Below are 13,060 nucleotides of genomic sequence, written 5' to 3'. Positions count from 1 at the left end.
ATGAGTATGCGCATGAAACGATTCCTGCACGCGGCCCTGGCCGCCACCCTGTTCCTCGCCCTCGGCGCCCCGGCCGCCGAGCCGCCCGTGGCCGGCCCCGCGCCGCAGGCGGTCGCCGCCGGACAGGACATGGGGCTGCCCGACAGCACCACCCGCGCCGGCGAGTACACCGGCAAATCCGAATACCGCATCGGCCCGCAGGACCTGCTGAAGGTCTCGATCTTCATGAACGAGGAGCTGGAGCGCGAACTGCGGGTCAACGCCACCGGCCAGATCTCGCTGCCGCTGATCGGCGTGGTGCAGGCCGGCGGCAAGACCGTGCTGGAGCTGGAAACCGAGATCGCCGAAAAACTCGGCAAGACCTATCTGCAGAATCCGCAGGTCACCGTGTTCATCAAGGAATTCACCAGCCAGCGCGTCACCGTCGAAGGCGCGGTGAAGAAGGCCGGCATCTATCCGATCACCGGCCAGACCTCGCTGCTGCAGGCCATCGCCCTGGCCGGCGGTACCGACAGCGACGTCGCCGACGACGAGGCGGTGGTGGTGTTCCGCACCGTCAACGGCCAGCGCATGGTGGCCAAGTTCAACCTGCAGGACGTGCGCAACGGCGCCGCCGCCGATCCGCAGATCTACGGCGACGACATCGTGGTGGTCAACGAGTCCAAGGCCAAGCGCGGCTTCAAGCGCTTCCTGCAGTCCATCCCGATCGTCAACGCATTCGTATTGTATTAAGCCAAGGATTGCCCTCTGTGAGCCAAGACACCCCGAACACCCCGAACGCCGGTCTGGTGCCGCAGCCCGAGCCGGTGCAGCGCACCCTGGCGTTGCGCCAAGCCGGCGTACTGAGCACCGAGCTGCAGCCGCAGGCCGCCGCCGATAGCGACGAGTTCAACATCGACCTGCTGGGCCTGTGGCATATCCTGCTCAAGCGCCGCTGGACCATCGCCGCCTGCGTCGGCCTGGTGTTCGTGGCCGCGCTGGTGGCCTCCCTGCTGATCACCCCGGTGTACCGCGCCACCAGCTCGGTGCAGATCGACCGCGAGCTGATGAACGTCACCGGCGATGACCAGAACCCGATGGCCGGGATGATGAACGACCCGAACTATCTGAACACCCAATACCAGTTGCTGCAGAGCCGCGAGTTGGCCTCGCGGGTGTTGAGCGACATCGGCTACCAGGACAAGAAGCGTTTCGCGCAGGTATTCCAGCCGTCGGCCGGCGGACAGATCAAGTCCTGGATCGGCTTGGGCGACGACGGGTCCGAGGAGGCCAAGCCGAGTCCGGCGCAGCAGAAGAAACAGTCGCTTGAACGCGTCGCGCGCTTCCAGGACGGTTACAGCATCGAGCCGGTGCGCAATACCCGCTTGGTGAAGATCCACTACAACAGCACCGACCCGGCCTTCGCCATCCTGGCCGCCAACGCCTTGGCCGCGGCCTACCAGAACCGCAACCTGGAGGCGCGCTTCGAGACCTCCAGCTACGCCAAGTCCTATCTGGAAGACCAGCTCAAGCAGCTGAAGATCAAGCTCGAGGATTCCGAGGCGCAGCTGGTGCGGTTCGCGGCGCAGGAGCAGATCGTCGGCACCGGCGGCGAGAACGCCGGCAGCCTGCCCGAGCAGAACCTGGGCGCGCTCAACGCCGCGCTCGGCAAGGCCAAGGAAGAACGCATCCGCGCCCAGTCGAAATGGCAGCAGGCGCAGAGTAGCGTCGGCATGGTCACCTTCGGCGAGGCCGGCGGCAATTCGATCGTGCGCACCTTGCAGGAGAAGCGCGCCGAGCTGACCACCGAATACCAGAACAAGCTCAGCCAGTTCAAGCCGGCCTATCCGGCCATGGTGCAGCTGAAATCGCAGATCGACGAGCTCGACCGCCAGATCGCGCAGGAGATCGCCGCCATCAAGTCGGCCATCCGCGCCGAGTACGAGGCCGCGCAGCAGAACGAGGCGATGATCGCCGAACAGATCCGCTCGCTGAAAGGCGAGGCGCTGGACCTGAAGAGCCGTTCGATCCAGTACGACATCTACAAACGCGAGGTCGACACCAACCGCCAGCTGTACGAGGCTACCCTGCAGCGCTACAAGGAGATCGGCATCGCCGCCGGCGTCGGCCTGAACAACGTGCTGATCGTCGACGAGGCGGTCAATGCCGGCAAATACCGGCCGAACATCCCGCTGAATCTGGCGGTGGCGCTGTTCCTGGGCCTGGTGCTGGGCGTGCTGCTGGCGCTGCTGCTGGAATACCTGGACGACACCCTGAAGAACCCGGACGACGTCGAGAAGCGCCTGGCCTTGCCGGTGCTGGGCGTGATCCCGAAGATCAAGGACGGCGACAGCGTCGAGTCGGCGCTGCGCGATCCGCGCTCGGCCTTCGCCGAAGCCTACCGCTCGGTGCGCACCGCGCTGCAGTTCGCCACCAGCCACGGCGTGCCGCGCAGCCTGTTGATCACCAGCGCCTCGCCGGGCGAGGGCAAGTCGACCGCGGCGTTGACCCTGTCGCGCAAATTCGGCCAAATCGGCAAGCGCGTGCTGCTGATCGACTCCGACATGCGCAAGCCCTCGCTGCACAAAAAGGCCGGCCTCGACAACGACATCGGCCTGAGCAATTACCTGGCCGGTGCGCTGGCCATCGCCGACATCATCCGCGAAAGCGACACCCCGGGCGTGTCGGTGGTCACCACCGGTCCGCTGCCGCCGAACCCGGCCGAACTGCTGCACGACGACGCCATGCGCGCGTTGATCGAGTACGGCCTGGCGCACTTCGACCAGGTCATCATCGACGGTCCGCCGGTGATGGGCCTGGCCGACGCGCCGATCCTGGCCTCCACGGTCGATGGAGTGCTGCTGGTGGTCGAGGCCGGCGGCACCCGCAAGCTGCTGGCGGTCAACGCGGTCAAGCGCCTGCAGGCCGCGCGTGCGCGCCTGGTCGGCGTGCTGATCAACAAGTTCCAGAGCAAGCACGCCGCCTACGGCTACGGCTACGGCGCCGGATACGGCTCCTACAGCTATTACAGCTACGGCACCACGGACACCAAGAAACTGACGCGATGATCGACGGGGCCGCATGGCAGCAGGCGAGGGCGCTGCAGGACGCGCCCGAGACCCTGTTCGCCCTGCGTGCCGCGCGGCTGCCCGAGGGCATGACCGCCTTGATCCGGCTGGCCTCGGCCGACGGAGCCGAGGCCGACACCGCCGGCGCCTATCTGCAGGCGGTCTGCCTGTATGCCGGCAGTCCGCCCTGGCGCTGCTTGGGCCTGGCGCCCGGCGCCGATCCGGCGCTGGCCAAGGAGCACCACCGGCTGCTGATCAAGTGGCTGCACCCCGACCGTAATCCCGAGGCGCGGGTGTTGGCCGAGCGCGTCAACGCCGCCTGGCAGGCGCTGAAGGCCGGGGCCTTGCCGGTGCCGGTGCCGCGTCATGCGCCGCCGCCGATGCCGCCGCGTGCGCGCAGCCGCTTCCCGCTGTTTCTGGCCGGCCTGTTGGCGGCCGGCGTGCTGTTGCTGGCGCTGTCGCTGTGGCCGCAGGATCAGGTCTATCCCGAATCCGCGTTGCCCGGCCCGGTGGTATCGGCCGGCGAGGGCGCACCGGCCATTGCGCCGCAGAACCTGCCGCTGTGGGCGCCGGAACCGGCGACCGTCGCCGGCGTCAAGGCAAGTACCGCGCCCGCCGCCACACCGGTCCAAGCCATGCGTGCGGTATCCGCGGCCGTGGCCTCTGCGCCGGCTGAACCGGCGATGCGTGCGGCGGAACCGCCCGCTCCGCCGATCAGTGCGCCGGCGGTATCGGTCGCGGCCGAGCCGGTCGCTTTGGCGGCGAGTGAGCCGAACGCCCGGGCGCCGGCGCGTGCGCAGGGCGAAGCGCTGTTGCGCGAGTTCGAACAGCGTTACGCCGACGGCGATCTGGCCGCGTTCATGGCCTTGTTCAGCGCGGAGGCCAGCAACGGCCGCGGCGACGTGGCCGACATCCGCCGCGATTACCGCCGCCTGTTCCAACGCACCCGCCACCGCGAGATCGCCTTCAGCCAGGCGCGTTGGCGACCGGGCGACGACACCCTGAGCGTGCGCCTGCGCTACCGCGCCGAACTCGGGTTTGGTGCCGCGCGCGCCCCGACCGCGCAGCAGGGCGGGCTGGAACTGGCCTTGGCGCTGGAAGACGGCCGGCCGCGCATCGTGCAATACCTGTTGCTGGAGTGAGCATGTCGCGTCGAACCGTCTGGCTTGTCGCCGTGTCGATCCTGCTGGCCGTGCTCGGTTGGCGCGTGCTGTCGCTGGCCATGGCCGAGCACTACGCGCGCAGCCAGCCCGAACGCGCGCTGGCCTGGCGCGCCGATCATCCGGAAGCCCTGAGCCGACTGGCGCAAGGCCAAGCCGAGCAGGGCGATTGGGCCTCCGCCGCCGACAGCGCCCGCCGCGCCCTGCGCGCCAATCCGCTCGACGGCCAGCCGCTGCGGGTGCTGGCGCAGGCGGCCGAGGCCGAAGGCCGCGCCGATGACGCGTTGGCCTTGTACCGCCAAGCCGTGCGTCTGGCGCCGCGCGATCTGCCGACCCGGTTTTGGCTGCTGCAGCACGCGTTGAACGATCGCGATGCGACGGATGCCATGGCGCAGCTGGACGCCATCCTGCGCCTGAAACCCGATCTGCTGCCGGCCCTGCAGCCGCAGCTGGACCTGCTGGCGGCCAACCCGCTGGCGCAGACCGCCGTGGTCGAGACCCTGAACCGGCAGCCGCCCTGGCGTGCCGGGTTTCTGGCCGGCCTGGCCAAATCCGGCTACCCGAGCGAGGCCTTGGCGCCGGTGTTCGGCCCGCTGCGCGGCGAGAACGCCTTGCGCGAACTGCAGCCCTGGCTGGCCCGTCTGCGCGCCGAGAACCGGCACGCGCAGGCCTACCTGACCTGGGTCGGGTTGATTCCCGAGGCCCAGCGCGATTATCTCGGCAACGTGTTCGACGGCGGTTTCGAACTGGAACAGGAGCTGCAGGCCGGCCCGTTCGCCTGGAACACGCCGCCGCTGGCCGGCGCCCAGGCCTATTGGAGCGCCACCCGCGGCAGCGTCGGGCAGAACTCGTACATGGTGCAGTTCGAGGGCCGGCGCACGCCGTTCGCGCACCTGTGGCAGGCTTTGGCCCTGCCGCCGGGCCGCTGGCAGCTGGCTTGGCGCGCCCGCGCCGACCGCTTGGATACGCCGCGCGGCCTGGTCTGGCGGGTGTTGTGCGAACCGCGGGGCCGGGTGCTGGCCGAATCGGCGCCGATGCAGGGCCGTTTCGACTGGCGCGAGGAAACCGTAGACCTCGAGATACCGGCCGATTGCCCCGGCCAGCGCCTGCTGCTGACCATTCCAGCCCGGATTCCGGCCGAAACCGTGATTAACGGCACGCTTTGGCTGGACGCGGTCCGCATGTCTCCCGCGCCGGAAAAATCCGTTACCGAAGAATGACATAAGAAAAATTCTGGGTTGACCGCGCCCGCGCTTCGGACTACCCTGAAATCCCTACGCGGCCTTCATGCCTCCATGACGGCCGCCTCGCTTTACTGCATCCGAGCTGTTCGATAAGGAATTGCCCATGAAAACCGCCGCCGCCCTCGTGCTCACCATTGCCTTGTTTGCGCCTGCCGCCTTCGCCGCGCCGGCCGCCGTGCTGGCCTCGGCCGACGGCCAAGTGCTGGTCAATCAGGGCAAGCAGTTCGTCACTGCCGCCCCGGGCCAAGCCTTGGCCGCCGGCGATCGCGTGATGCTGATGAAAGGCGCCCGCGCCAGCTTGCGCTTCGCCGATGGCTGCGTGTTGCCGTTGTCCGAATCCAGTCTGGTGGTGGTCCAGACCCTGTCCAGTTGCGCCGGTGGCGACATCCAGATCGCCCGCCTGCAGCCGGTGAGCGCCCAAGCCATCGGCGCCGACGCCCTACCGAGCACCACCGGCCTGTGGGCGGTGTTCGCACTGCCGGCGCTGGGCGTGCTGGCCGGTGAATCCGGAAACGACGACAACAGCGTCTCGCCCTGATCTGGGATATAATTGCGGTCACGCTTAAGGATCTCCCCATGAAAACCCTCACCGTCCTGTTCGCCAGCCTGCTGTCCGTCACCGCCACGGCGGCGCCGTCCGTGGCCACGCTCGGCCGTACCGAAGGCGTGGTGCTGGTCAACCAAGGCAAGCAGTTCGTCTCGGCCCCGGCCGGCCAGCTGTTGGTCGCCGGCGACCGCGTGCTGGTGATGCAAGGCGGCCAAGCCAGCTTGCGTTTCAGCGACGGTTGTGTGCTGCCCATCGCGTCCGGTTCGCTGTTGACCGTGCCGGCCAAATCGACCTGCGCCGGCGGCGTCGCCAACATCGCCCGCGTCACCGCACAGACCGCGCAAGCCGACAGCGGTTCGAACAAAACGGTGTCCAACGGCGAAACCCTACTGTACGTGGCCGGTGCCGTGGTCGTGGTCGCCGCGTTGGCCGGCAACAGCGACAGCAGCGACGATACCGTGTCGCCGTAACGCAGGCCGGTGCTAGAATCCAAAGGGTCGCTTCGGCGGCCCTTTTTCTTGCGCGAACCGTTTCTTGGAGTGCCATGGACGCCACCCGATCCGATTCCCTGTTGCGCCGCACCGGCCTGACGGTGTTGCTGTTGGCGTTGGTATTCGGCGGCGGCCAAGGCCATCCGGGCGATGCGTTGACGCAGCTGGCGGCGCTGGTGTTGATCGGCGTGTTGATCTGGCGGACGCCGGATATCCGCTGCTGGCCGAAAGCTTCGCTCTGGATCTTGCCGCCGCTGCTGGCGCTGCTGGCGTTCCTGCTGCCCTGGCCGGAGGCCTGGCGGGTGGCGGGCGCGGCCCGCGGCGCGCTGTCCCAGCATCTTGCGCCACTGATCGGCGGCCTGCCGGCCACCGGCGCCTTGCGTCCGTTGGCGGCCGAACGCGCGCTGTTCTGGCTGTTGCCGGCCATCGCGCTGTATCTGGCCGGTCTGCAATTGGATTGGCGCGCGCGCCGCATGCTGTTGCAGACGGCGGTGGCGGTGCTGGCCGTGGGCGCGGTGCTGGGCCTCGCGCAGAAAGCCGGCGGCATCGATAGCGCCTTGTATTTCTACCGCAACACCAACCGCGGCATGGCGGTGGGCCTGTTCGCCAACAACAACCACTACGCCATCAGCCTGGCCTGCACCTTGCCCCTGGTGTGGGCCGGCTTGGTGCATCTGGCCGGCCAGCGTGAACAGCGCCACGTGCATCCGCTGCGCTTCGCCCTGCCGGCCGGCATCGCGCTGCTGTTCATGCTCGGCTTCCTGCTGTCGGGCTCGCGCGCCGGCCTGCTGCTGGGCATGGCCGGCTGCCTGTTGATGCTGCCGGCGGTGATCGCCGCCGACCGCCACACCGGCGCCAAGCACTGGCTGTTCGCGCTGATGGCCGTCGGCCTGTTCCTGGCGGTGCAGCTGGGCCTGTATTTCATCAGCTTGCAGTTCGTGCCCAATCCGCTGGAGGATTCGCGTTGGCAGATCTTCGCCGGCACCCGCACGGCGGCCGACGCCTATGCGCCGCTCGGCGCCGGCCCGGGCGCGTTCTGGTACGCCTTCCAGCACGTCGATCCGTTCCTGGGCGGCCCCAAGATGGTCAACCACGCGCACAACGATTACCTGGAAATCTGGCTGGAGCTGCGCTGGTTCGGCGTGCTGGCCGGCGCGTTGCTGCTCGGCGCGTTCCTGTGGCAGGGCGTGCGCGTCTGGTTCATGGCCGGCCGGCACAGCGTGCGCGCCACGCTGATGGCCCGCGCCGCCTGGGTCGGCCTGCTGCTGCTCCTGCTGCACTCGCTGGTCGATTACCCGTTGCGCACCACCGCGCTGTCGGCCTTGGCCGGGCTGTTGGCGGCGTGTGTGGTGTGGCCGAGGGGTGAGCCGGGCGTCAGCGGGCGAAGCGACGGGATGTAATCAGGTGGCGGCATCCCTGTCCGGCATGACCGGTTGGTAACTCGTGCTGCGGCCTCCGGCCTGGCTGCGCACGAGGACGCCCTTGCGCATCAGGTCGGTGATATCGCGCGATGCCGTGTCCTGCGAGCATTTCGCCAGCTTCGCCCATTTCGACGAGGTCAGTTTGCCTTCGAATCCGTCAAGCAGGCGATTCAGCACAAGCCGCTGTCGGCCATTGATCGGAAGGTCTTTGAACGTGTCCCAAAAATGTGCCTTGGCCATGACCGAGCGCAGCGTGCCGTCGGCTTTGTCGAAGGCGCGATCCAGGCAATCCAGAAACCACTGCAGCCACGGGGTGACGTCGAGATCGCCTTTCTGCGTCGCTTCCAGCATATCGTAATAGCGGTTGCGTTCCGCCCGGATCTGCGATGACATGCTGTAGAAGCGCTGCGGGCTGTTTTCCGAGCGCGCCAGCATCAGATCGGCGATGGCGCGCGCCATCCGCCCGTTGCCATCCTCGAACGGATGGATGGTCACGAACCAGAGATGTGCGAGGCCGGCGGCGATGACCGGATCGATGCCCTTCGCGGCATCCAGCCAGTCCATGAACCGCCGCATCTCCTGCGGAATCCGGTCTGCTGCCGGCGCCTGATAGTGGACTTTCTCGCGACCGACAGGGCCTGAGACGACCTGCATCGGGCCCGAGGCATCATCGCGCCAATGGCCGACGATTATCCTGGACATGCCGCTACGCCCGCTGGGGAACAGCGCGGCGTGCCATCCGAACAGGCGGTCGTCGGTCAGCGGCTGGTCGAAGTTCTGCGTCGCATCCAGCATCATCTCGACCACCACGTCGACATTCCGTTCCGACGGCACCAGCCCCGCGACATCCATACCCAGTCGGCGCGCAATGGATGAGCGCACTTGGCCGGCGTCGAGCCGCTCGCCTTCGATTTCGCTGGATTTGAGCACATCCTCGGTCAGCGTATGGAGGACGGCCTCTTTCCGCAGCGTGAAGCCTAAAGCCTCCATGCGACCCACCAAACGCCCTTGCCGGTGCCGTATATGGGCAAGCGTGGCCGCTAGGGCATGATCCTGCCAATGGAATGAAGGCCATTCAGCACGATCATAGATATAGGTCATATTCTCCGAACCTCCTGCGGAGAATATCGCATCAATTCTCCGCAATTACAAGCATATAGTCCGCAAAATATGCGGAGTATATGCTAAGTAATCTCCGCAAGGTGCCTGTACGGTCTGCCGATGGTGCCCATCCCTCCCGGCCTCCCTTCCGGGGGAAGGGAGGTGCGCACTCCTGAGGCGAACTTCCCCCTTTGGGAGGGGGAAGCCCGAAGGGCAGGGGGATTCGACCGCAGGGGGATTCTAAGAATTTTTCAGGTTGTGCCGCCCTCCAAGCGGGCGTACCATTCAAAGTTGAACAAACCCGCCCGCCGCCCCGCATGTCCAGCCGCCAGAAAAACCTGCAGGAAGACACCGAGTTCCGCGTATTGCGGATGCTCGAGCAGCAGCCGGACGCCACCCAGCGCGATCTGGCCGAGAACGCCGGCATCAGCGTGGGCGCGCTCAACTATTGCCTGAAGGCGCTGATCGCCAAGGGCATGGTGAAGATGCAGAACTTCAGCGACAGCCGCAACAAATTCGGCTACGTGTACGTGCTGACGCCGGACGGCATCCGCCACCGGGCGGCGCTGACCAACGCCTTTCTGAAACGCAAGCTGGCCGAATACGCCGCCCTGCAACGCGAAATCGAATCACTGCGGCAGGATGGGCTTCGGCGGGCTCAGCCACCTGAACCGCGCCCCGAGCCTGTCGAGGGGCGCATGAACCATAAGGAATTCCCATGAACATCCTGGTCACCGGCAGCGCCGGCTTCATCGGCATGCACACCGCCGAAACCCTGTTGGCCCGTGGCGACACCGTCATCGGCTTCGACAACCTGAACGACTACTACGACGTCTCGCTCAAGCACGCGCGCCTGACGCGGCTGCAGGCGCATCCGAACTACATCCACATCACCGCCGACCTGGCCGACCGCGCCGCGGTGGAGGCGGTGTTCGCCGCGCACACCCCGCAGCGCGTGATCCACCTGGCGGCACAGGCCGGCGTGCGCTACTCGAAAGAGAATCCGCACGTGTACGCCGACAGCAACCTGACCGGCTTCCTGCACATCCTGGAAGGCTGCCGGCACCACGGCGTGGAGCATCTGGTGTACGCCTCCACGTCCTCGGCCTACGGCGGCAACACCAAGATGCCGTACACCGAAACCGAATCGACCGAGCATCCGCTGACCTTCTACGCCGCCACCAAGAAGGCCAACGAGATGATGGCGCACTGCTACGCGCACCAATACGGCCTGCCGTGCACCGGCCTGCGCTTCTTCACCGTGTACGGCCCCTGGGGCCGGCCGGATATGGCGTTCTTCAGCTTCACCAAGGCCATCCTGGAGGGGCGCCCGATCCCGGTGTTCAACTACGGCAAGCACACCCGCGACTTCACTTTCGTGTCCGACATCGTGGACGGCGTGATCCGCGCCTGCGACCGCCCGGCCACGCCGAACGCGGACTGGAACGGCGACGCGCCGGATCCGGCCAGCTCCACCGCACCGTACCGCATCTACAACATCGGCTCCGGCCGCAATACGCAATTGCTGCGCTACATCGAGCTGTTGGAGCAGGCCATCGGCCGCAAGGCCGAGATGGAGCTGATGCCGATGATGGTCGGCGACGTGCCGGACACCTGGGCCAGCGTCGACGCGCTGCACGAGGCCACCGGCTACACGCCGGCCACGCCGGTGGAAGTGGGCGTGCCGGCGTTCGTGGACTGGTACCGCAGTTTTTACAAGGTCTGAATCGATTTCAACATAGGGGAAAGGACGCAATGCAGGACATCAGCAAACACAAGATCGCCGTCATCGGCCTGGGCTACGTGGGCCTGCCGCTGGCGGTGGAGTTCGGCAAGCAGCTCGACACGCTCGGCTTCGACATACATGCCGCGCGCGTGGACGAGCTGAAGCAGGGTCACGACCGCACGCTGGAGACCACCAGCGATGAGATCGCTTCGGCGCACCGCCTGCGCTTTTCCTGCGACGCCGCCGACCTGTCCGATTGCGATGTGTTCATCGTCTCGGTGCCGACCCCGGTGGACGACAAGAAGAACCCGGACTTCACCCCGCTGATCCGCGCCAGCGAGACCGTGGCGCGCGCGCTGAAGCGCGGCGACATCGTCATCTACGAATCCACCGTGTACCCCGGCGCCACCGAAGAGGTCTGCGTGCCGGTGCTGGAGCGCGTGTCCGGCCTGAAGTTCAACGCCGACTTCTTCTGCGGCTACTCGCCCGAGCGCATCAACCCCGGCGACAAGGAGCGCCGACTCACCACCATCCCGAAGATCACCTCCGGCTCCACGCCCGAGACCGCGCAGACGGTGGACGCCCTGTACCGCCGCATCATCAGCGCCGGCACCCATCTGGCGCCGAGCATGAAGGTGGCCGAGGCCGCCAAGGTCATCGAGAACACCCAGCGCGACGCCAACATCGCGCTGATCAACGAGTTCGCGCTGATCTTCCACCGCCTGGGCATCGACACCCACGACGTGCTGGCCGCGGCCGGCACCAAGTGGAACTTCCTGCCGTTCAAGCCCGGCCTGGTGGGCGGGCACTGCATCGGCGTCGATCCGTACTACCTGATCCAGCGCGCGCTGAGCGCCGGCTACCACCCCGACATCCTGATCGCCTGCCGCCGCATCAACGACAGCATGGGCAAGGAGATCGTCTCGGAAGTGGTGAAGCTGATGATCCGCAAGCGGCAGCCGGTGAACGGCGGCAAGGTGCTGGTGCTGGGCTTCACCTTCAAGGAGAACTGCCCGGACCTGCGCAATACCCGCGTGGTGGACCTGGTGGCCGAATTCTGCAGCTACGGCGTGCAGGTCGACATCCACGACCCCTGGGCCGACCCCGACGAGGCCATGCACGAATACGGTCTGGGCCTGATGCGCGATCTGCCGGCCTCGGCCGATTACCAGGCCGTGGTGCTGGCCGTGGCGCACGACCAATACCGCGACATGGGCATTCAGGCCTTGCGCGCACTGGGCGTGACCGATGCGGTGGTGTACGACATCAAGGGCCTGTTCGGCAAAGACGCCGTGGACGCCCGTTTGTGAGGCTTATGGTATGAACATCCTTTTAACCGGTGGCACCGGCTACATCGGCAGCCATACCGCCGTGGTGCTGGCCGAAGCCGGCCATAACGTGGTGCTGTACGACAACCTGAGCAACAGCAAGCCGGAGGTGGTTGACCGCCTGGAGACCATCCTCGGCACGCGCCCGCTGTTCATCGAGGGCGACATCCGCGACCGCAGCCTGCTGGCCGAGGTGCTGAAGCTGCAGAACATCGATGCCGTGGTGCATTTCGCCGGCTTGAAGGCGGTGGGCGAGTCCGTCGAAAAGCCGCTGGATTACTACCACAACAATGTGTACGGCAGCCTGTGCCTGATGCAAGCCCTGCAGGATGCCGGCGTGAAGCGTCTGGTGTTCAGCAGCAGCGCCACCGTGTACGGCGAGCCGCAGTATCTGCCCATCGACGAAGCCCACCCCACCGCGCCGACCAATCCCTACGGCTGGAACAAGCTGCACATCGAGCAGATGCTGAGCGACATGGCGGCCGCCGATCCGGAATGGCGCATCGCCAGCCTGCGTTACTTCAATCCGGTGGGCGCGCACGAAAGCGGCCTGATCGGCGAAGACCCAAACGGCATTCCCAACAACCTGATGCCGTATATCGCGCGGGTGGCGGCGGGAAAGTTACCGCATTTGAATGTGTTCGGTAACGATTACCCGACGCCGGATGGGACCGGTATCCGTGATTACATCCATGTCATGGATTTAGCCGAAGGCCATTTAGCTGCTTTGGCGCATTTGAATAGCCAGTCTGTGTGCCATGATTTTTTTAATCTTGGAACTGGCAATGGGTGTAGTGTTTTGGAGATGCGATCCGCATTTGAGACTGCAAGTAATAAAAAAATCCCATATCAAGTTGTTGGCCGTAGACCTGGTGATACTGCTCTCGTTTATTCAGCGACAGATAAATCCAAGCAAGAGCTTGATTGGCGTGCGGCGCGGGGACTTGATTTGATGTGCAACAGTGCTTGGAAATTTAATAATAAATAATTGGTAG

Annotated in this window: 12 protein-coding genes; 11 read left to right on the top strand and 1 reads right to left on the bottom strand. The window is 66.2% G+C overall.

The window, feature by feature from the left end:
- Window positions 1-12: 12 nt before the first annotated feature.
- The 7 genes from IEV56_RS02765 to IEV56_RS02735 all read left to right on the top strand — a co-directional run bounded on the left by IEV56_RS02765 (window position 13) and on the right by IEV56_RS02735 (window position 7,889).
- On the top strand, window positions 13-732 hold the full coding sequence (locus IEV56_RS02765; RefSeq protein ID WP_188447491.1) for a polysaccharide biosynthesis/export family protein: 720 nt from the start codon (window positions 13-15) through the stop codon (window positions 730-732).
- Between the two features lie 17 nt (window positions 733-749).
- Complete coding sequence (locus tag IEV56_RS02760; protein WP_188447489.1) at window positions 750-3,047, top strand: GumC family protein; 2,298 nt, start codon at window positions 750-752, stop codon at window positions 3,045-3,047.
- Window positions 3,044-4,189, top strand: a complete 1,146-nt coding sequence (locus IEV56_RS02755; protein ID WP_188447487.1) for a J domain-containing protein — start codon at window positions 3,044-3,046, stop codon at window positions 4,187-4,189. The genes IEV56_RS02760 and IEV56_RS02755 overlap by 4 nt, the downstream gene beginning before the upstream one ends.
- Window positions 4,190-4,191: 2 nt before the next feature.
- Window positions 4,192-5,427 carry a tetratricopeptide repeat protein gene (locus IEV56_RS02750; RefSeq protein WP_188447485.1) on the top strand — a complete coding sequence of 412 codons (1,236 nt, stop codon included), beginning with the start codon at window positions 4,192-4,194 and terminating at the stop codon, window positions 5,425-5,427.
- A gap of 127 nt (window positions 5,428-5,554) precedes the next feature.
- Complete coding sequence (locus IEV56_RS02745; RefSeq protein ID WP_188447483.1) at window positions 5,555-5,989, top strand: FecR family protein; 435 nt, start codon at window positions 5,555-5,557, stop codon at window positions 5,987-5,989.
- Between the two features lie 38 nt (window positions 5,990-6,027).
- Window positions 6,028-6,468, top strand: a complete 441-nt coding sequence (locus IEV56_RS02740; RefSeq protein ID WP_188447481.1) for a FecR family protein — start codon at window positions 6,028-6,030, stop codon at window positions 6,466-6,468.
- 74 nt (window positions 6,469-6,542) lie between these two features.
- Window positions 6,543-7,889 carry an O-antigen ligase family protein gene (locus IEV56_RS02735; RefSeq protein WP_188447479.1) on the top strand — a complete coding sequence of 449 codons (1,347 nt, stop codon included), beginning with the start codon at window positions 6,543-6,545 and terminating at the stop codon, window positions 7,887-7,889.
- Here IEV56_RS02735 and IEV56_RS02730 read toward each other — a convergent pair whose 3' ends face one another.
- On the bottom strand, window positions 7,890-9,011 hold the full coding sequence (locus tag IEV56_RS02730; RefSeq protein ID WP_188447476.1) for a Fic family protein: 1,122 nt from the start codon (window positions 9,009-9,011) through the stop codon (window positions 7,890-7,892).
- Between the two features lie 317 nt (window positions 9,012-9,328).
- On the opposite strand from IEV56_RS02730, the gene IEV56_RS02725 reads away from it, so the two are divergent.
- From IEV56_RS02725 to galE, 4 genes are read left to right on the top strand one after another with little or no spacing between them, the layout of a single operon-like run.
- Window positions 9,329-9,733 (top strand): MarR family EPS-associated transcriptional regulator, encoded by a 405-nt coding sequence (locus tag IEV56_RS02725; protein ID WP_188447474.1) that lies wholly within the window; start codon window positions 9,329-9,331, stop codon window positions 9,731-9,733.
- Window positions 9,730-10,737 (top strand): NAD-dependent epimerase, encoded by a 1,008-nt coding sequence (locus IEV56_RS02720; protein ID WP_188447472.1) that lies wholly within the window; start codon window positions 9,730-9,732, stop codon window positions 10,735-10,737. Before IEV56_RS02725 ends, IEV56_RS02720 begins: the two co-directional genes overlap by 4 nt.
- A gap of 29 nt (window positions 10,738-10,766) precedes the next feature.
- Window positions 10,767-12,047 carry a nucleotide sugar dehydrogenase gene (locus IEV56_RS02715; protein WP_188447470.1) on the top strand — a complete coding sequence of 427 codons (1,281 nt, stop codon included), beginning with the start codon at window positions 10,767-10,769 and terminating at the stop codon, window positions 12,045-12,047.
- A 10-nt stretch (window positions 12,048-12,057) separates the two neighbouring features.
- A complete protein-coding gene (galE, locus tag IEV56_RS02710) occupies window positions 12,058-13,053 on the top strand; it encodes a UDP-glucose 4-epimerase GalE (RefSeq protein WP_188447468.1) in 996 nt (331 codons plus the stop codon).
- Window positions 13,054-13,060 lie beyond the last annotated feature (7 nt).

The sequence above is a fragment of the Arenimonas maotaiensis genome, assembly GCF_014638745.1.
GTDB classification, from domain to species: Bacteria; Pseudomonadota; Gammaproteobacteria; order Xanthomonadales; family Xanthomonadaceae; genus Arenimonas; species Arenimonas maotaiensis.
This window is presented reverse-complemented; position numbering and strand designations above follow the sequence as displayed.